Genomic DNA, 19,002 nt, shown 5'->3' with positions numbered 1-19,002 from the left:
TGTCCGGAGTTCTCCGGGCGGGGCGACCAGCAGCGACGTGCGACCCGCGCAGCGATGCGCGGGACGCTCCCACTCGGCCCGCAACAGTTGCGGGTGAGCACGTTCCGTCAAGGAGACGAAACACATGGCAATTGGTACCGTCAAGTGGTTCAACGCTGACAAGGGCTTCGGCTTCATCACCCCGGACGGCGGCGGAGCCGACGTCTTCGCCCACTTCTCGGCCATCCAGACTTCTGGCTACCGGAGCCTGGACGAGAACCAGCGCGTCGAGTTCGAGGTGACCCAGGGCCAGAAGGGCCCGCAGGCGGAGAACATCCGCCCGATCTGATTCACCGCACCACCAGCGACATCCACCACCTCCGCCAGGAGGCGGTGACGTGGCAGGTCCGCCGTGCCGCGCCCGACCGACGTCGGGCGCGGCGCGGGTGGGCCGCCCGTACCCATTCGGTTCGTGCTTGTGACCACCGGCGCCCAGGCCCCGGTGGCAGCGCCCTCCGGCGCCCTCCTCGACACGTGCCGCGTCGAGGAGAGGCTTCACCATGACCACTGTCATTCCTTCGTTCGGCACCACCGGGCTGGACCCGGCGCTGCTGACCGCCCTGACCGCGCAGGGCATCGCCGAGCCGTTCCCGATCCAGTCGGCCACCCTCCCGGACTCGCTCGCCGGCCGGGACGTGCTCGGCCGGGGTCGGACCGGCTCCGGCAAGACCCTCGCCTTCGGACTCGCGCTGCTGCACCGTACGGCCGGTCAGCGGGCCCGGCCCGGCCGCCCGCTCGCGCTGGTGCTGGTGCCGACCCGGGAGCTGGCCCAGCAGGTCACCACCGCGCTCACCCCGTACGCCCGCGCGGTCGGACTGCGTATCGCCACCGTGGTGGGCGGCCTCTCGCTGCAGCGTCAGGCCGACGCCCTGCGCGCCGGCGCCGAGGTGGTCGTGGCCACCCCCGGCCGGCTGCACGACCTGATCGACCGGGGTGACGCCCGGCTGGACCAGGTGGCGATCACCGTCCTCGACGAGGCCGACCAGATGGCCGACATGGGCTTCCTGCCGCAGGTCACCAAGCTGCTGGAGCAGGTCGCCCGGGGCGGGCAGCGGATGCTCTTCTCGGCCACCCTGGACCGGGGCGTGGACCGGCTGGTCCGCCGGTACCTGTCGAACCCGGTCACCCACTCGGTCGACCCGGGCACCGCCACGGTGACCGCGATGGCCCACCACGTGCTGCACGTCGACGCGGTGGACAAGCCCGCCGCGCTCACCCAGATCGCCGCCCGCGAGGGGCGGACCATCCTGTTCATGGGCACCAAGCACCGCGCCGACCGGGTGGCCCGGCAGTTGCTGTCCAAGGGGGTACGCGCCGCCGCGCTGCACGGTGGCAAGTCGCAGCCGCAGCGCACCCGGATCCTGGAGCAGTTCCGCAACGGGCAGGTGACCGCGTTGGTCGCCACCGACGTGGCGGCCCGGGGCATCCACGTGGACGGCCTCGACCTGGTGGTCAACGTCGACCCGCCGACCGAGGCCAAGGACTACCTGCACCGGGGCGGCCGGACCGCCCGGGCCGGCGAGTCCGGCACCGTGGTCACCCTGGTCCTGCCCGAGCAGCGCCGGGACGTCTCCAAGCTGATGAGCGTCGCCGGCATCAAGCCGCACTCCACCCAGGTACGCCCCGGTGACGAGGCGCTGGCCCGGGTGACCGGCGCCCGGGAGCCCTCCGGTGTGCCGGTGACCATCGTCGCCCCGCCGGCCACCCCGGCCCGTGCCGCGACCGGTGCGGGTGCCGGTGCGGGACGTACCTCGCACCGGGCCTCCGGCCGGTCCCGGCGTCCGCGCCGCCCGCGTACCGCCTGAGCCGCACCTGCTGACAGTCGACGCCCGCCACCGCCGTTCTCCGGCGGTGGCGGGCGTCGTTTCCGCTGCTGGGTCAGGACTGCTGGAGCCCCCACCGGCGGCGTAGCGCGTTGTCGGCGGCGTTGAACAGGATGTCCACCAGGATGCCGAGCACCAGCACGATGATGATCCAGGAGAGCAGCCGGGGCGCGTTGTTGAACTCCCGCGCGCCCTGCATCAGCGAGCCGATGGAACCCTGCCCGGCCACGATCACCAGCAGTTCGCCGGCCATCAGGCTGCGCCAGGCGAACGCCCAGCCCTGCTTGAGTCCGGAGATGAACGACGGCAGCGAGGCGGGCAGGATCAGGAACCGGTAGAGCGACAGGCCGCGCATGCCGAGCACCTTGCCGACCCGCAACCAGGTGGGCGGCACGTAGTCGATCCCGCCGATCAGCCCGTTGGCGATCGACGGTGCCGCGCCGATCACCACCACGAAGAGGATCGCGGTCTCGCTGATCTGGAACAGCAGGATCGCGAACGGGAACCAGATGATCGACGGCATGGTCTGCAGGCCGGTGATCAGCGAGCCGATCGCGGCGCGCAGCGGCCGGAACCGGGCCACCGCCGCGCCGATCACCGTACCGATGACCACCGCCAGCAGGAAGCCGGTGAGCGCCCGCTGGGCGGTGATCGCCAGCGCGGTGGGGAAGTCCGGGCTGACCACCAGCTCCCGCAGGTCGGTGAGGACGGTCGCGGGGGAGGGCAGGGCGAACGGCGGTTTCCACTCGCTCAGGTACAGCAGCTGCCAGCCGGCGATCACCAGGGCGATGGCCAGCAGCTTCGGCCAGGTGTTGCGCCACGCCGCCCGGCCGAGGTCACCGGCCCGGCCGTCCTGGCGGGCCGGCCCGAGTTCCAGGGCGTCCAGGCCGGTGACCTCGTCGGCGGCGGTACGGTCCGGCCGTTCGGCACCGCCGTCCGGCGCGGTCAGCACCGGGCGGCTGGTCTTCGACTCACTGGGCATGGCGGGACACCTCCGTACGGAGCCGGTCGGTGATGGTGGCGGCGAGTCCGGCGACCTCGGTGGAGTCGATCCGACGCGGCCGGGGCTGGTCGACGCCGAACTCCTCGATGATCCGGCCGGGCCGGCTGCTGAGCAGGATCACCCGGTCGCCCAGCCGGACGGCCTCCCGCACGTTGTGGGTGACGAAGAGCACGGTCAGCGACCGTTCCCGCCAGATGCGTTCCAACTCGTCGTGCAGGATGTCGCGGGTCATCGCGTCCAGCGCGCCGAACGGCTCGTCCATCAGCAGCAGGTCGGCGTCCTGGGCCAGGGCGCGGGCCAGCGCCACCCGTTGCCGCATCCCGCCGGAAAGTTCGTGCGGTCGCTTGTGGCCGAAGCCGGTCAACCGGACGGTCTCCAGCAGCGCGGCGGCGGAGGCCCGGCGTTCCTCGCGCCCCACGCCCCGCAACCGCATCGCGATCTCCACGTTGCGGGCCACGGTCAGCCAGGGGAACAGGGCCGGCTCCTGGAACATCATCGACACCCGGTGGCCCCCGGTGTCGATGCTGCCCCCGGTGACCGGGTCGAGCCCGGCGACCAGCGAGAGCAGGGTGCTCTTGCCGCAGCCGGAGGCGCCGAGCAGACAGACGAACTCGCCAGGTCGTACGTCGAGCGAGACCCGGTCTAGGGCGAGCAGGGCGGTCCGACCCCGCCCGTAGGCCTTGGAGACGCCGTCGAGGCGGACCGGACCGGGACGCTTCCCGGACCCGGCCGCCCCGGCGACGTCTGCGTCGAGCAGACTCACGAGCTACCACCCTCGGCGCTGACCTCGGGCTTGCCGGCGGCCTTGAGGATCTCGTTGAGCGGGCCGAGCTGGTAGATGCCGTTCAGGTCGACCGGGTCGAGCAGGTCGACCTCCTCGGCGTGCTTGGCGCTGCCGTAGAGCGAGGGCGCGATCGGGTCGACGGTGAAGGTCAGGTTGGCGAACGAGGCGGTCAGGATCTCGTCCTTCAACGTGTTGCCGCTGAGCGCCTTGAGCTGCTCGTTGGCGGCCTTCGCGGCGGCCTCCCGGTTGCCGTTGACGAAGTCGACGGCGGCGACGTGCCCCTCCAGCAGCTTCTTGACCAGCCCGGGGTTCTTGTCGAGGAACTCCTTGCGCACGATCAGGTGGGTGGTGACGAACTGTCCGCCGGGCCACTCGTCCTTCTCGTCCTTGAGCACCTTGGCCCCGTGCTCGATGATCAGCCGGCTCAGGTGCGGCTCGGGCACCCAGGCGCCGTCCAGCGCGCCGCTGCCGAAGGCGGTGATGATCTCCGAGTTGGGGGTGGGCAGGACCGAGACGTCGCCGCCGCCGTTGGTGTCGGTCTTCAGGCCCTGCTGCTTGAGCCAGTACCGCAGCGCCACGTCCTGGGTGTTGCCGAGCTGCGGGGTGGCGATCTTCTTGCCGCGCAGGTCCGGTACGCCGTTGATGCCGGGCTTGACGACCAGCGCGGCCCCGCCCGAGGTGCTGCCGGCGATGATGTGCAGCGCGGTGCCCTTGGACTGCGCCCAGCCGTTGATCGCCGGGTTCGGGCCGATGTAGGTGGCGTCGATGGCCCCGTTGAACAGCGCCTCGATGGCCGACGGTCCGGCGTTGAACGGGGTGGTGCTGAGCTTGACGTCGCCGCCCAGCTTCTCGGCGAAGATGCCGTTCTGCACCCCGACCAGGGCCGGCGCGTGGGTGATGTTCGGGAAGAGGCCGAGACGCAGTTCGGTGGCCTCGCCGCCGGCGCCGCCGCCGGCCGCCTCGTCCTCGCCGCAGGCGGCCAGGACGGTGACCGCCAGCAGCGCGGCCACGGTCGCGGCGAGGGTACGGGCACCGCGTTCCCGCAGTACGCGCAGAGTTCGCGAGTTCATGCTGTCTTCTCCAAGGGTGAGGGGAGGACCCGTGATCGTGTGGGGAAAGGGGTCAGGAGGCCGGCGTGCTGCGGACGGCCTCCGGGGAACCGGTCGAGGTGCCGATGTCGTCGTTGAGCAGGTCGGCGAGGCTGGTGCGGTCGACGATGTCGCCGATCGCGTGCTGCACGGCCAGCCAGACGTCCCGCAGCCGGGCGGCGGGGCCCTGGTATCGGGTGGTGTCGGCGGGCAGGCCGCGGACCACGGTGAGGACGCCGCTGACCGCGCGCAGGACGTCCCCGACGGAGATCTCGGTGGCGGGTCGGGCGAGGGCGTAGCCGCCCTCGACGCCCCGGTGGCTCAGGAGCAGGTCGGCCCGGCGCAGTTCCAGCAGGATGTCCTGCAGGAAGCTGGGCGGGATGTGCTGGTCGGCGGCGAGGGTGGCCGCCTTGACCAACTCGCCCCGGGCCGCGGTGATGGCCAGCATGGCCCGGAGCGCGTAGTCGCCGCGAGCCAGGATGTACATGTCCCGTCCTCTCTGGGTGCCGGCGGACGCGGGTCCACCGGCAGGAAAACCGGAGTTCTCCTACCTGAATGATGGGAATAGTGGAGCATGGGCGGCTGGCGGTCAACCATCCGTTCGGATGGTGGGCGGAAGCGCCCCGACCAGAACGTGCCGACCAGTACGAACACCGCGAGGGGAGACGGCACAGTCGGGATCCCGACGCGCTAGGGTCGTCACCGTGGCGGCGCAGAGATCCGGAACCAGGTCGGCAGCCAACGGCACCGGGGGGCGGCCCGTGATTCCGGCGACCCGGTACCCGGTCGAGCGGTTCACCCTCGACAACGGCCTGCGGGTGGTGTTGGCCCCGGACCGCAGTGCCCCGGTGATCGGGGTCGCGGTGGTCTACGACGTCGGCATCCGCTCCGAGCCCGAGGGGCGCAGCGGCTTCGCCCACCTCTTCGAGCACCTGATGTTCCAGGGCTCGGAGAACCTGGAGAAGCTGGCCCACTTCCGGCACGTGCAGGGCGCCGGTGGCACCTTCAACGGCACCACCCACCTGGACTACACCGACTACTACATGACCCTGCCGAGCAACGCCCTGGAACGGGCGCTGTTCCTGGAGGCCGACCGGATGCGCGGCCCCCGGCTGACCGAGGAGAACCTCCGCAACCAGGTCGACGTGGTCAAGGAGGAGATCCGGGTAAACGTGCTGAACCGGCCCTACGGCGGGTTCCCCTGGCTCACCCTGCCGCCGGTCATGTTCGACACCTTCCCCAACGCCCACGACGGGTACGGCTCCTTCACCGACCTGGAGTCGGCCACCGTCGCCGAGGCCACCGACTTCTTCCAGCGCTACTACGCAAGCGGCAACGCCGTCCTCGCGGTCAGCGGGGACCTCGACGTGGCCGAGGCCACCGGCCTGATCGAACGGCACTTCGGCGACGTGCCGGCCCGACCCGCCCCGGTCCGGCCCGACTTCGGCGAGCCGGACCTGACCGCCGAACGACGACAGTCGTACGTCGACAAGTTGGCACCGCTGCCGGCGGTCTCCGCGGCCTGGCGGGTACCGGACCCGATCGGCGACTTCGCCGGCTACCTGCCGTACGTGGTGCTGGCCGAGGTGCTCACCGACGGGGAGGCGTCCCGGCTGGTCGAGCGGCTCATCCAGCGGGACCGGACGGTCACCGGCCTGGGCGGGTACCTCGGCTTCATGGGCGACCCCTTCGACGTCCGGGACCCCACCGCGCTGCTGCTCGACGCCCACCTGCCGCCGGGCGGGGACGTGGACAAGGTGCTGCGCACCGTCGACGAGGAGCTGGACCGGCTGGCCACCGACGGGCTCACCGACTCGGAGCTGGCCCGTACCCAGGCCCGGATGGCGACCCACCTGCTGCGCGACGTCGACGCGGTGCTCGGCCGGGCGCTGCGGATGGCCGTGCTGGAGCAGCAGCGCGGCGAGCCGGGCCTGCTCAACGAGCTGCCCCGGCTGGTCGGCGAGGTCACCGAGGAGCAGGTCCGGGCCGCCGCCGCGACGCTCCGGCCACACCGCCGGGCGTCGATCGAGATCGTTCCGGGAGGTGCCAGGTGACCGCCGTCGCGACCGCCGACCGTACGCTGCCGCCGCTGCGGCCGAACCGTCGGCTCAAGCTGCCCAGCCAGGCCGAACGGACGTTGCCGAACGGGCTGACCGTGATCGCGGTCCGCCGGCCGGCCGTCCCGCTGGTCGAGGTACGGCTCTGGATGCCGTTCGGGCGGCCCCACCTGGCCCGGGCGGCGCTGCTGTCGCAGACCATGCTCTCCGGCACCGACACCATGTCCAGCGTGCAGATCGCCGCCGAGCTGCAGAAGGTCGGCGGTGGGTTCTCCGCCGGGCACGACCCGGACCGGCTGATGGTCTCCGGTGCCGGCCTGGTCACCGGGCTGGACCGGATGCTGGAGATCCTCGCCGCGGTGCTCACCTCGGCGAGCTATCCGAGCGCCGAGGTGGCCACCGAACGGGACCGGCTGATCGACCGGGTGCAGGTGGCCCAGAGCCAACCCGCCCACCTGGCCCGGACCGCGTTGCTCAAGCGGATCTACGGCCGGCACCCGTACGCGGTGCAGACCCCCGAGCCGGAGCAGATCCGGGCGGTACGCCCCGCGGCGCTGCGCCGGCTGCACGCCGAGCGGGTGCATCCGGCCGAGGCGGTCCTGGTGCTTGTCGGCGACGTCCAGCCGGAGCGGGTGCTCGACTCCGCCGAGCGGGCGCTGGGCGACTGGCAGGGCGCGGGCCACCGGGCCGAACTGCCGCCCGCGCCGCCCCTGGAACCGGGGCCGCTGCTGCTGGTGGACCGTCCCGACGCGGTGCAGTCCTCGCTGCGGATCGCGCTGCCGGCGGTGGGGCGCACCCACCCGGACCACGCCGCGTTGCAGCTCGCCAACCTGATCTTCGGCGGCTACTTCTCCTCCCGCTGGACGGAGAACATCCGGGAGGACAAGGGCTACACGTACGGTCCGTACTCGATGGTGGAGCACTCGGTGGCCGGTTCGGTGCTGGTCGCCGCCGCCGACGTGGCCACCGAGGTGACCGGCCCGGCGCTGCTGGAGACCACCTACGAGCTGGGTCGGTTGGCCTCGGTGCCGCCGAAGCCCGACGAGCTGGAGCAGGCCCGCCAGTACGCCCTGGGCACCCTCCAGCTCGGCATGTCCACCCAGGCCGGGCTGGCCTCGCTGACCAGCGCGTACGCCGGCAACGGGCTGCGGTTGGACTTCCTGGCCGAGCACGCGGCCCGACTCGCCAAGGCCACCGTGGACGACGTGGCCGAGGCCGGCGCCCGCTACCTGGCCCCCGCCCGGGGCGTGGTGGTGGTGCTCGGCGACGCCGCCCGGATCCGCAGCCAACTCGACGTGCTCACCCCGGTCCAGACCGCCACACCATGACCACCCCCGGCGCGGGTGACTCCGGTCCGGTCGGCGCGGCCGGCGACGCCGCCGGCCCGGCCTGCGCGGGTGCGTTGTCGTGGGAGCCGCCGCCGTTGGCCCGGACCACGCTGGACCGGGCCGCGCACCGGCGTACCGACAAGCAGTGGCTCGCCGAGGCCTGGCCGCGCTCGCGGGTGCTGGTGCTCGACTCCGCCGCCGACGGTCGGGCCCTGGTCAGCGGCGACCCGCCGCAGTTGGTGCTGCTCACCCCCGACGACCTGCCTCCCACAGCGAACGGGCAGGTCAGTCCGCTCTTCCTGGGGGTCGAGCCGGACGGGGTGGCGGTATTCGCGGTGGACGCGCCGCTGCCGGACCTGGCCGGCACCCGCCCGGTCAACCTGCGCGACGTGGGTCACCTGCTCGCCGACCGGGACGCGGGGATCCTCACCACCGCCGTCGCGCTCACCAACTGGCACCTGCGACACGGGTACTCCTCGACCACCGGTCGGCCCACCGAGCCGGACGAGGCCGGCTGGTCCCGGGTCGACCCGACCGGCCGCCGGGCCTGGCCCCGCACCGATCCGGCGATGATCGTGCTGGTCCACGACGGGGTGCCCGGCCCGGCGGGACGCTGCCTGCTCGGCAACAACGCCGCCTGGCCCCGGCAGGACGGCCGGTTGCGCTTCTCCTGCCTGGCCGGCTTCGTCGAGGCGGGCGAGTCGGCCGAGGCGGCCGTGCTCCGCGAGGTCCGCGAGGAGGTCGGCGTCACCGTCGACGACATCAGGTACGCCGGCAGCCAGTCCTGGCCGTTCCCCGGCTCGCTGATGCTCGGCTTCCTGGCCCGCGCCGACGCCACCCAGCCGGTACGCGTCGACCCCACCGAGATCACCACCGCGCGCTGGTTCACCCGTGCAGAGATTGCCGCCGTGCTGGTCGACCGGCTGGTCGACGCGGGCGACGGCCGCCGGGTGACTCTGCCGATGGCCAGCTCCATCGCTCACTTCCTGATCCGGGGCTGGTTGGCGTAGTCCTCGGCCGGCACCGCTCTGTCGGTGAAGGTGGCACGGGTGTGTTCGGGGACCATAGTCGAGGCTCTGCTTGGCTTGAACCGGGTCCGGTTGACGTACGTAGTGAGGCTGAGTCGTCTGGGATGGAGCAGCATGACTGATGAGTGGGGTCTGGCGGATTTGCCGGGGCCAGATGATCCTTTCTGGCAGTTCAGCGACCAGGATTTCCCAGCTGTAGGGTTGGGAGACGCCGCGTTCGATGAGGAGTGGCTCGAAGGAATATTTGGCCCGCAGGAAGCGGCCGTGTCCGAAGGCTCGGCGGGCCGCCACGACGAGGTGGCACTGTCGGGTCCGTCGCAGGTGCCCCGGCCCCGGCAGTACGAAGGTCGTCGCTACCCTGCCGCCCAGGAGTGGGCGGACCGTATCGTCGCATACCACACCCTCGTCAATGGTGCGCCGCCCTCCAGTAAAGGAGCGGCCCGGGCGGTCGGACACGAAGCCACCTATGACCGCCTGGCACATCTCCGGAACGGTCACACCAAGATCTCGCCGGAGGAGGCCCGAGTCCTCTCGACGTTGTCCGGCGACTGGGTTTCCGTCGTCTTTCCGGAAGGCGCAAAAGGTCGCCCTCACTACCTGCAGGCGCTGAAAGGCCGACCAGAGGTGCCTCGGCCCCGGCAGAGGCATCACCGTGGTGCCCGGGAGTGGGCGGATCGTATCGTCGATTACCACACCCTCGTTGGCGGCGCGCTACCCAACAGCCAGAGAGCGGCCCAGACGGTCGGACACGAAGCCACCTATAATCGCCTGGCAAATCTCCGGAACGGTCACACCAAGATTTCGCCCGAGGAGGCCGGAGTCCTCTCGACGTTGTCCGGCGACTGGGCTTCCGACGTCTTTCCGGAAGGTGCAGAAGGTCGCCCTCAGTATCTGCGGGCGTTGGCAGGCTTACCAGAGGTGCCTCGGCCCCAGCAGAGCCATCATCACCGTGGTGCCCGGGAGTGGGCGGATCGTATCGTCGAATACCACACCCTCGTCGGCGGCGCGCTACCCAATAGTCGGAAAGCGGCCCTGGCGGTCGGACACGAAGCCACCTATAACCACCTGGTAAATCTCCGGAACGGTAATGGCAAGATTTCGCCGGAGGAGGCCGGAGTCCTGTCGGCGTTGTCGGGCGGCTGGGCTTCGGTCGTCTTTCCGGAAGGTGCGAAAGGTCGCCCCCACTATTTGGCGATGCTGTCGGAGGCACCGTCGGGTGGCTTCACGGCGGGTGTCGGAGCGGAGTCCAGTAGCGCCTACGGCGATCCACGGGAGGTCTCCCTTCTCGCGGCCCTGACCTCACCGGGAACCTCACCACAGTTGTGGGGGCGCTCGGCGCAGTCTCCTTCCACGGCGTTCCCGACGACGCCGTCCAGGGCGTTCTCACCGCCCCGATGACGGCGACGAACCCTTCGCCGTGACGGCCGGGATCGCCACCGCGCGCTGGTTCACCCGTGCAGAGATTGCCGCCGTGCTGGTCGACCGGCTGGTCGACGCGGGCGACGGCCGCCGGGTGACTCTGCCGATGGCCAGCTCCATCGCTCACTTCCTGATCCGGGGCTGGTTGGCGTAGTCCTCGGCCGGCACCGCTCTGTCGGTGGAGGTGGCACGGGTGTGTTCGGGGACCATAGTCGAGGCTCTGCTTGGCTTGAACCGGGTCCGGCTGAGGTACGTAGTGAGGCTGAGTCGTCTGGGATGGAGCAGCATGACTGATGAGTGGGGTCTGGCGGATTTGCCGGGGCCAGATGATCCTTTCTGGCAGTTCAGCGACCAGGATTTCCCAGCTGTAGGGTTGGGAGACGCCGCGTTCGATGAGGAGTGGCTCGAAGGAATATTTGGCCCGCAGGAAGCGGCCGTGTCCGAAGGCTCGGCGGGCCGCCACGACGAGGTGGCACTGTCGGGTCCGTCGCAGGTGCCCCGGCCCCGGCAGTACGAAGGTCGTCGCTACCCTGCCGCCCAGGAGTGGGCGGATCGTATCGTCGAATACCACACCCTCGTCGGTGGGGCGCTACCTGACAGTCGGAAAGCGGCCCGGGCGGTCGGACACGAAGCCACCTATGCCCGCCTGGTAAGTCTCCGGAACGGTAATGGCAAGATTTCGCCGGAGGAGGCCGGAGTCCTGTCGGCGTTGTCGGGCGGCTGGGCTTCGGTCGTCTTTCCGGAAGGTGCAGAAGGTCGCCCTCAGTATCTGCGGGCGTTGGCAGGCTTACCAGAGGTGCCTCGGCTCCGGCAGAGCCAGCATCTCCGTGGTGCCCGGGAGTGGGCGGATCGTATCGTCGAATACCACACCCTCGTCGGTGGGGCGCTACCCGACAGTCGGAAAGCGGCCCTGGCAGTCGGACACGAAGCCACCTATAACCACCTGGTAAATCTCCGGAACGGTAATGGCAAGATTTCGCCGGAGGAGGCCGGAGTCCTGTCGGCGTTGTCGGGCGGCTGGGCTTCGGTCGTCTTTCCGGAAGGTGCAGAAGGTCGCCCTCAGTATCTGCGGGCGTTGGCAGGCTTACCAGAGGTGCCTCGGCCCCGGCAGAGCCAGCATCTCCGTGGTGCCCGGGAGTGGGCGGATCGTATCGTCGAATACCACACCCTCGTCAGCGGGGCGCCACCCGACAGTCCGAGAGCGGCCCTGGCGGTCGGACACGAAGCCACCTATGCCCGCCTGGCACATTTCCGGAGCGGTTATGGCAAGATTTCGCCGGAGGAGGCCGGAGTCCTGTCGGCGTTGTCGGGCGGCTGGGCTTCGGTCGTCTTTCCGGAAGGTGCGAAAGGTCGCCCTCAGTATCTGCGGGCGTTGGCAGGCTTACCAGAGGTGCCTCGGCCCCGGCAGAGCCAGCATCTCCGTGGTGCCCGGGAGTGGGCGGATCGTATCGTCGATTACCACACCCTCGTCGGTGGGGCGCTACCCGACAGTCGGAAAGCGGCCCTGGCGGTCGGACACGAAGCCACCTATAACCACCTGGTAAGTCTCCGGAACGGTAATGGCAAGATTTCGCCGGAGGAGGCCGGAGTCCTGTCGGCGTTGTCGGGCGGCTGGGCTTCGGTCGTCTTTCCGGAAGGTGCGAAAGGTCGCCCCCACTATTTGGCGATGCTGTCGGAGGCACCGTCGGGTGGCTTCACGGCGGGTGTCGGAGCGGAGTCCAGTAGCGCCTACGGCGATCCACGGGAGGTCTCCCTTCTCGCGGCCCTGACCTCACCGGGAACCTCACCACAGTTGTGGGGGCGCTCGGCGCAGTCTCCTTCCATCGCGTTCCCGACGACGCCGTCCAGGGCGTTCTCACCGCCCCGATGACGGCCACGAACCCTTCGCCGTGGCGGCACGGGGTGAAGCCGTCTGGCCCCGGCAGGTCTGCCGGTTGCGCTTCTCCTGCCTGGCCGGTTTCGTCGAGGCGGGTGGCCCTGCCGATGGCCAGCTCCATCGCCCGCTTCCTGATCGAGCACTGGTTGGCGTAGTCCTCGGCCGGCACCGCTCTGTCGGTGAACGCGGCATGAGTGTGTTCGGGGCCGTAGTCGATGCGCTGCTCGGTTGAACCCGGTCCGGTTGACGTACGTAGTGAGGCTGAGTCGTCTGGGATGGAGCAGCATGACTGATGAGTGGGGTCTGGCGGATTTGCCGGGGCCAGATGATCCTTTCTGGCAGTTCAGCGACCAGGATTTCCCAGCTGTAGGGTTGGGAGACGCCGCGTTCGATGAGGAGTGGCTCGAAGGAATATTTGGCCCGCAGGAAGCGGCCGTGTCCGAAGGCTCGGCGGGCCGCCACGACGAGGTGGCACTGTCGGGTCCGTCGCAGGTGCCCCGGCCCCGGCAGAGTCGCCACTACCGTGGTGCCCGGGAGTGGGCGGATCGTATCGTCGAATACCACACCCTCGTCGGTGGGGCGCTACCTGACAGTCGGAAAGCGGCCCGGGCGGTCGGACACGAAGCCACCTATAAGCACCTGGTAAGTCTCCGGAACGGTCACACCAAGATTTCGCCGGAGGAGGCCGGAGTCCTGTCGGCGTTGTCGGGCGACTGGGCTTCCGATGTCTTTCCGGAAGGTGCAGAAGGTCGCCCTCAGTATCTGCGGGCGTTGGCAGGCTTACCAGAGGTGCCTCGGCCCCGGCAGAGCCAGCATCTCCGTGGTGCCCGGGAGTGGGCGGATCGTATCGTCGAATACCACACCCTCGTCGGCGGCGCGCTACCCAACAGCCAGAGAGCGGCCCTGGCGGTCGGACACGAAGCCACCTATGCCCGCCTGGCACATTTCCGGAACGGTGTTAGCAAGATTTCGCCGGAGGAGGCCGGAGTCCTGTCGGCGTTGTCGGGCGGCTGGGCTTCGGTCGTCTTTCCGGAAGGTGCGAAAGGTCGCCCTCAGTATCTGCGGGCGTTGGCAGGCTTACCAGAGGTGCCTCGGCCCCGGCAGAGCCAGCATCTCCGTGGTGCCCGGGAGTGGGCGGATCGTATCGTCGAATACCACACCCTCGTCGGCGGCGCGCTACCCAACAGCCAGAGAGCGGCCCTGGCGGTCGGACACGAAGCCACCTATGCCCGCCTGGCACATTTCCGGAACGGTGTTAGCAAGATTTCGCCGGAGGAGGCCGGAGTCCTGTCGGCGTTGTCGGGCGGCTGGGCTTCGGTCGTCTTTCCGGAAGGTGCGAAAGGTCGCCCTCAGTATCTGCGGGCGTTGGCAGGCTTACCAGAGGTGCCTCGGCCCCAGCAGAGGCATCTCCGTGGTGCCCGGGAGTGGGCGGATCGTATCGTCGAATACCACACCCTCGTCGGCGGCGCGCTACCCGACAGTCGGAAAGCGGCCCTGGCGGTCGGACACGAAGCCACCTATGATCGCCTGAGAAAGCTCCGGCACGGTACAAGCAAGATTTCGCCGGAGGAGGCCGGAGTCCTGTCGGCGTTGTCGGGCGGCTGGGCTTCGGTCGTCTTTCCGGAAGGTGCGAAAGGTCGCCCCCACTATTTGGCGATGCTGTCGGAGGCACCGTCGGGTGGCTTCACGGCGGGTGTCGGAGCGGAGTCCAGTAGCGCCTACGGCGATCCACGGGAGGTCTCCCTTCTCGCGGCCCTGACCTCACCGGGAACCTCACCACAGTTGTGGGGGCGCTCGGCGCAGTCTCCTTCCACGGCGTTCCCGACGACGCCGTCCAGGGCGTTCTCACCGCCCCGATGACGGCGACGAACCCTTCGCCGTGACGGCCGGGATCGCCACCGCGCGCTGGTTCACCCGTGCAGAGATTGCCGCCGTGCTGGTCGACCGGCTGGTCGACGCGGGCGACGGCCGCCGGGTGACTCTGCCGATGGCCAGCTCCATCGCTCACTTCCTGATCGAGCACTGGTTGGCGTAGCCCTCGACCGGCTTCACCCCGTCGGTGAACGCGGCATGAGTGTGTTCGGGGCCATAGTCGATGCGCTGCTCGGTTGAACCCGGTCCGGTTGACGTACGTAGTGAGGCTGAGTCGTCCGGGATGGAGCAGCAGCATGACTGATGAGTGGGGTCCGGCGGATATGCCGGGGCCAGATGGCCCCTTCTGGCAGTTCAGCGACCAGGATTTCCCAGCTGTAGGGTTGGGAGACGCCGCGTTCGATGAGGAGTGGCTCGAAGGAATATTCGGCCCGCAGGAAGCGGCCGTGTCCGAAGGCTCGGCGGGTCACGGCCACAACGAGGTGGCACTGTCGGGTCCGTCGCAGGTGCCCCGGCCCCGGCAGCACGAAGGTCGTCACTACCGTGGCGCCCAGGAGTGGGCGGAAAGTATCGTCGAATACCACACCCTCGTCGGTGGGGCGCTACCCAACAGTCGGAAAGCGGCCCTGGCAGTCGGACACGAAGCCACCTATAACCACCTGGTAAATCTCCGGAACGGTAATGGCAAGATTTCGCCGGAGGAGGCCGGAGTCCTGTCGGCGTTGTCGGGCGACTGGGCTTCCGACGTCTTTCCGGAAGGTGCAGAAGGTCGCCCTCAGTATCTGCGGGCGTTGGCAGGCTTACCAGAGGTGCCTCGGCCCCGGCAGAGTCATCATCACCGTGGTGCCCGGGAGTGGGCGGATCGTATCGTCGATTACCACACCCGCGTCAGCGGGGCGCTACCCGACAGTCGGAAAGCGGCCCGGGCGGTCGGACACGAAGCCACCTATGACCGCCTGGTACATCTCCGGAACGGTCGCACCAAGATTTCGCCGGAGGAGGCCGGAGTCCTGTCGGCGTTGTCGGGCGGCTGGGTTTCGGTCGTCTTTCCGGAAGATGCGAAAGGTCGCCCTCAGTATCTGCGGGCGTTGGAAGGCTTACCAGAGGTGCCTCGGCCCCGGCAGAGTCATCATCACCGTGGTGCCCGGGAGTGGGCGGATCGTATCGTCGATTACCACACCCGCGTCAGCGGCGCGCCACCCAACAGCCAGAGAGCGGCCCTGGCGGTCGGACACGAAGCCACCTATGCCCGCCTGGCACATCTCCGGAACGGTGTTTGCAAGATTTCGCCGGAGGAGGCCGGAGCTCTCTCGGCGTTGTCGGGCGGCTGGGCTTCGGTCGTCTTTCCGGAAGGTGTGAAAGGTCGCCCCCACTATTTGGCGATGCTGTCGGAGGCGCCGTCGGGTGGCTTCACGGCGGGTGTCGGAGCGGAGTCCAGTAGCGCCTACGGCGATCCACGGGAGGTCTCCCTTCTCGCGGCCCTGACCTCACCGGGAACCTCACCACAGTTGTGGGGGCGCTCGGCGCAGTCTCCTTCCATCGCGTTCCCGACGACGCCGTCCAGGGCGTTCTCACCGCCCCGATGACGGCGACGAACCCTTCGCCGTGACGGCACGGAATGACGCCGCCTGGCCCCGGCAGGTCTGCCGGTTGCGCTTCTCCTGCCTGGCCGGTTTCACCCGAGAGGGGTGACCCTGCCGATGGCCAGCTCCATCGCCCACTTCCTGATCCGAGGCTGGTTGGTCCAACCGGCCACGTGAACGCCTACCGGCGGCCGGTGGCGGCCATCGACTTCCAACGTCGAAGACGCCAAGGGGTCGCCGCATAGGCGGTGAGGCCGACGGCAAGGAGTGCCACGCTCAGCAGGAAGCTGGGTAGGTCGTCGTGCGGTCGGGCGCTGAACTCCCACCACCGGTACTCCTGGTTGCCGCTGTATCCCCAGTACCAGAGCACGACGGCGGTCGCGGCCGGAAGTGTCCAGGCCAGTCGCCAGCCCAGGATCGCCCCCGCGAGCAGCGCAAGCCCGAGCCAGGCCAGCCAGGACCGGGCAATGACGGCGAGCACGGCGGGGCGCAACACAGTCGCGCAGATCGCCAGGAATATCGATGACCAGCCCGGTAAGATAGCGGCGCTGCATGGACCGCAGTCGCCGCGTCGCTACCTGTTCCAGATCGGCCAGCGAGCTGTGCAGCGCGAGGATCGGCAGGACGGCGGCACCCAGGACGATCATCCGCCACAGGGGAATCGTGGTGCCGTCCGAACCAGCGGCCATGGGAATCGGTGTGTTGACCAGACCGAACCAGGCGGTGAGCGCGCCGAGTAGCACCGTACCGGCCAGGACGGCTCCGGTCGGTCTGGCGGCGAGATACAGCCGCAGCGGGTCGCCGCTCGCGGGGTGTCGCTCAGTCTCCTGGCTGGCAGTAACGTCCACTGAGCTCGGTCACCTCGCCTTCGACCCAGCGGAACTGTTCGTTGCGGGTGTTGTCCGCCGCGACGGCGCGCCCCTTGGCCCACGCCCGTTGCAACTCTTCCGGAGCGTTGGTGAGGTAATCCGGGGTACCTCCGCCGACGAGGTAGGATTCCAGCCATTTGTCGACAGCCGCGAGTCGTTCCTGATCAGTTTGGGTGATCGACATCCAGTCGCAGTTCTGCAGGTCCATGAAGCCGAAGGTGCTGCTGGTGATCGCCTTGCCGATGTCGGCCGCGTACGACCAGGGGCTTCCTTCCAGGATGTTGAAGGAGGGTGGACCCGAGTCGCCGAGGTATTGGACGCCGTCCGGGCCGAATTCTTTGGTGAAGCCGACCTCGTTGAAGAGCGGCGGACGAGTGAAGACCTCGGGTAGGGCGTCCACCCGAGCACTGACCTCCCGCAGCTGCGGCAGGTACTTTTCGTGTTCGGGCCAGGCGCGCAGTCTTGTCGAACCGTCGAGGCAGGCAACTCTGTTGCCCGGAGGCCTGCGGTCGGTGATCACATTGGTCGTTGCCATGACGAGAAGAAGCAGTAGCGCAGCGGGGATCAGTGCGGCAGCTCTTCGTTTTTTGCGGACCGATCCGCACCGGTGCCCGCGGCCCACACAAGGGCCAGTAGCAAGACGATGACCACAGCCAGCCGCAGGGCGACCGGCACGGGATCGACCGCCACATCCGGCCGTCCGGAGACCACAACGAATCCGACGCGGTCCAGTAACACAGTCAAGAACAGGAATCCCAGTGCGGCGGTGAGCGCGGAGAAGACTGGCCCTAGGAGCCGTCCGCAGGTCCAGCCTATTGCGACCGACAACAGGATCACGAACAGGCCGACAACGACGTAGCCCAACCAGAGATGTACACCCGGCGGAAACGTGCGGGCGGTCACGGCGAAAGCGATGGCCTGGCCTACCAGGTACGGAATCAGCAGAACGAGGAGAGTGGCGGTGAGTCGATGGGCCTCGACCTGCGAGGGCTGAACCTTCGCCGCACCGAGTTGTTCCTCGACCCCGTGCCGTCCCGGGGCGCTCGCCGCCCAGGCGGCAGCACCAGCACCGACCACTCCCAGGAGGTACGCGGGCACCTGTGCTGCGGCACCGGTCTCCGGCCAGACGCCGATCCAGTGCCGGTTCCGGAGAAACACCACGGCCACGTCGAGTACGACAAGCAGGGGAAGGGCCCAACGGATCGGGGAGTTACGAACGTGTAGCCAGAGCCCGCTCACAGTTGTTGCTGAGATGTGTGCTGAGGACCACCACTGTCTCTCCGAGCCCCGAGATGATTTTTCGGAACTGCAGCCTCTGGCGGATCCGCATTCGACGTTGATCAGCCAGGTCGACCATCTCCATCGCGTCCTCGACCATACGACGCCACTGCGCCTTGGGCACTTCACGCATCCAGGCCGCGTAGGTCACGAAATCGGCCGACGTGCCGGTGACCGGCTCACCGACCATGATCAGCCGGCCGATCCGGTAGGTGGGAACAGGCAGCGTCCCGGCGGCGTACTGCCGCCGAGCGGTGATGTACGCGATGCCGGTCGACGCCGCCCACTAACACCCCCTACCTGCCCGGCGAGGCTCTCGGCGGTCTCGCCGGCCTCGGCCATCGCCACCTTCACAGCCCGGTTCATCTCGGTCCTTCCCGGCACCAGTCGAATGTCCGAAGCGCATCACGTAACGCAGTGCACTTGTCCGGCAACTCTTGGCAATCTGGGTTCCGGGTGGTCGCGGAGCTGCCGGCTCTCTACCCAACGGCCGAACACGTGAAAGGGGTACGCGATGCGGTTTCATGGATGGGGCGGCGACCGCCGCTTCCTGGCGTGGGCGCGCGCGGCGCAACCCCCGGAACCCGACCGGGTACCGCTCGACCGGTCATCGCGACGGGATCTGCCGCAGCCGTGACGGTCGTGCCGTACGGCGAGGCCGCCGGCGACTGCCGACGGCCTCGCGTGGTCGGGGAGCGTCAGCCCAGATCGAACTGACCACCCTTGGTGCCGGTGAGGAAGCCCTGCCAGCCGGTGCGGTCGAAGAGCAGCACCGGGCCACCCCGGTCCTTGCTGTCCCGCAGGGCGACCGCGGCCGGACCGTGGTCCAGCGCGGCGACCTCGACGCAGTTGGAGGTCTGACTACGGGAGCTGGTGCGCCACGGCGCGCTTGCCAACACGGCACTGGTACGGATGTCGTTCATGCTTCTGCTCCTGGTCTGTTCTGCTCCGATGG

At 69.3% G+C, this 19,002-nt stretch carries 20 protein-coding genes; 11 read left to right on the top strand and 9 right to left on the bottom strand.

The genetic code is table 11. From position 1 onward, the window contains the following. The first annotated feature begins 124 nt into the window (after positions 1–124). The gene (locus ACN28G_RS21265) at positions 125–328 is read left to right on the top strand and encodes a cold-shock protein (RefSeq protein WP_091443400.1); all 204 of its coding nucleotides are present in this window, start codon (positions 125–127) and stop codon (positions 326–328) included. 211 nt (positions 329–539) lie between these two features. Then, entirely contained in the window at positions 540–1,844 is a 1,305-nt protein-coding gene (locus ACN28G_RS21260; RefSeq protein ID WP_091443397.1) for a DEAD/DEAH box helicase, read from the top strand. A gap of 73 nt (positions 1,845–1,917) precedes the next feature. On the opposite strand, the gene ACN28G_RS21255 is transcribed toward ACN28G_RS21260, so the two are convergent. Genes ACN28G_RS21255 through ACN28G_RS21240 form a run of 4 tightly spaced genes read right to left on the bottom strand, consistent with a single transcriptional unit; the run spans position 1,918 to position 5,224 of the window. Then, positions 1,918–2,844 carry an ABC transporter permease gene (locus tag ACN28G_RS21255; RefSeq protein WP_091443393.1) on the bottom strand — a complete coding sequence of 309 codons (927 nt, stop codon included), beginning with the start codon at positions 2,842–2,844 and terminating at the stop codon, positions 1,918–1,920. Next, complete coding sequence (locus ACN28G_RS21250; RefSeq protein WP_373868447.1) at positions 2,834–3,628, bottom strand: ABC transporter ATP-binding protein; 795 nt, start codon at positions 3,626–3,628, stop codon at positions 2,834–2,836. The genes ACN28G_RS21255 and ACN28G_RS21250 overlap by 11 nt, the downstream gene beginning before the upstream one ends. Then, complete coding sequence (locus tag ACN28G_RS21245) at positions 3,625–4,719, bottom strand: ABC transporter substrate-binding protein (protein ID WP_091443390.1); 1,095 nt, start codon at positions 4,717–4,719, stop codon at positions 3,625–3,627. The genes ACN28G_RS21250 and ACN28G_RS21245 overlap by 4 nt, the downstream gene beginning before the upstream one ends. A 52-nt stretch (positions 4,720–4,771) precedes the next feature. Beyond that, positions 4,772–5,224, bottom strand: a complete 453-nt coding sequence (locus tag ACN28G_RS21240; protein ID WP_091443387.1) for an RrF2 family transcriptional regulator — start codon at positions 5,222–5,224, stop codon at positions 4,772–4,774. Positions 5,225–5,498: 274 nt separating this feature from the next. Between ACN28G_RS21240 and ACN28G_RS21235 the strand changes: the two genes are divergently transcribed. The 9 genes from ACN28G_RS21235 (at position 5,499) to ACN28G_RS21195 (ending at position 15,903) form a co-directional block, all read left to right on the top strand. Beyond that, the gene (locus tag ACN28G_RS21235) at positions 5,499–6,791 is read left to right on the top strand and encodes a M16 family metallopeptidase (RefSeq protein ID WP_091443383.1); all 1,293 of its coding nucleotides are present in this window, start codon (positions 5,499–5,501) and stop codon (positions 6,789–6,791) included. Then, positions 6,788–8,122, top strand: coding sequence for a M16 family metallopeptidase (locus ACN28G_RS21230; RefSeq protein ID WP_421480191.1), 1,335 nt, complete (start codon positions 6,788–6,790; stop codon positions 8,120–8,122). Before ACN28G_RS21235 ends, ACN28G_RS21230 begins: the two co-directional genes overlap by 4 nt. Further along, entirely contained in the window at positions 8,119–9,132 is a 1,014-nt protein-coding gene (gene nudC, locus ACN28G_RS21225) for an NAD(+) diphosphatase (RefSeq protein WP_421480190.1), read from the top strand. The genes ACN28G_RS21230 and nudC overlap by 4 nt, the downstream gene beginning before the upstream one ends. 132 nt (positions 9,133–9,264) lie before the next feature. Further along, the gene (locus tag ACN28G_RS21220) at positions 9,265–10,548 is read left to right on the top strand and encodes a hypothetical protein (RefSeq protein WP_421480189.1); all 1,284 of its coding nucleotides are present in this window, start codon (positions 9,265–9,267) and stop codon (positions 10,546–10,548) included. Between the two features lie 19 nt (positions 10,549–10,567). Then, positions 10,568–10,723, top strand: coding sequence for a hypothetical protein (locus tag ACN28G_RS21215; protein ID WP_175440650.1), 156 nt, complete (start codon positions 10,568–10,570; stop codon positions 10,721–10,723). A gap of 132 nt (positions 10,724–10,855) precedes the next feature. Further along, positions 10,856–12,439, top strand: coding sequence for a hypothetical protein (locus ACN28G_RS21210; protein WP_421480188.1), 1,584 nt, complete (start codon positions 10,856–10,858; stop codon positions 12,437–12,439). 291 nt (positions 12,440–12,730) lie between these two features. Continuing rightward, a complete protein-coding gene (locus tag ACN28G_RS21205) occupies positions 12,731–14,305 on the top strand; it encodes a hypothetical protein (protein WP_421480187.1) in 1,575 nt (524 codons plus the stop codon). A 19-nt stretch (positions 14,306–14,324) separates the two neighbouring features. Further along, positions 14,325–14,480, top strand: coding sequence for a hypothetical protein (locus ACN28G_RS21200; RefSeq protein ID WP_175440649.1), 156 nt, complete (start codon positions 14,325–14,327; stop codon positions 14,478–14,480). 133 nt (positions 14,481–14,613) lie between these two features. After that, positions 14,614–15,903: a hypothetical protein gene (locus ACN28G_RS21195; protein WP_421480186.1), complete on the top strand. Its 1,290-nt coding sequence runs from the start codon at positions 14,614–14,616 to the stop codon at positions 15,901–15,903. A 178-nt stretch (positions 15,904–16,081) separates the two neighbouring features. Here ACN28G_RS21195 and ACN28G_RS21190 read toward each other — a convergent pair whose 3' ends face one another. The 5 genes from ACN28G_RS21190 to ACN28G_RS21170 all read right to left on the bottom strand — a co-directional run bounded on the left by ACN28G_RS21190 (position 16,082) and on the right by ACN28G_RS21170 (position 18,970). Beyond that, positions 16,082–16,381, bottom strand: coding sequence for a hypothetical protein (locus ACN28G_RS21190; RefSeq protein ID WP_229688688.1), 300 nt, complete (start codon positions 16,379–16,381; stop codon positions 16,082–16,084). A gap of 338 nt (positions 16,382–16,719) precedes the next feature. After that, entirely contained in the window at positions 16,720–17,304 is a 585-nt protein-coding gene (locus ACN28G_RS21185; RefSeq protein WP_421480185.1) for a hypothetical protein, read from the bottom strand. 29 nt (positions 17,305–17,333) lie between these two features. Next, on the bottom strand, positions 17,334–17,936 hold the full coding sequence (locus tag ACN28G_RS21180) for a hypothetical protein (protein WP_421480184.1): 603 nt from the start codon (positions 17,934–17,936) through the stop codon (positions 17,334–17,336). 43 nt (positions 17,937–17,979) lie between these two features. Further along, positions 17,980–18,237 carry a hypothetical protein gene (locus ACN28G_RS21175; protein WP_421480183.1) on the bottom strand — a complete coding sequence of 86 codons (258 nt, stop codon included), beginning with the start codon at positions 18,235–18,237 and terminating at the stop codon, positions 17,980–17,982. A 508-nt stretch (positions 18,238–18,745) separates the two neighbouring features. Beyond that, the gene (locus ACN28G_RS21170) at positions 18,746–18,970 is read right to left on the bottom strand and encodes a DUF397 domain-containing protein (RefSeq protein ID WP_091443374.1); all 225 of its coding nucleotides are present in this window, start codon (positions 18,968–18,970) and stop codon (positions 18,746–18,748) included. Positions 18,971–19,002: the final 32 nt, after the last annotated feature.

Origin of the sequence: Micromonospora sp. WMMA1923 (assembly GCF_049179195.1) — a bacterium.
In the GTDB taxonomy this organism is placed as follows: Bacteria; Actinomycetota; Actinomycetes; order Mycobacteriales; family Micromonosporaceae; genus Micromonospora; species Micromonospora yangpuensis.
This window is presented reverse-complemented; position numbering and strand designations above follow the sequence as displayed.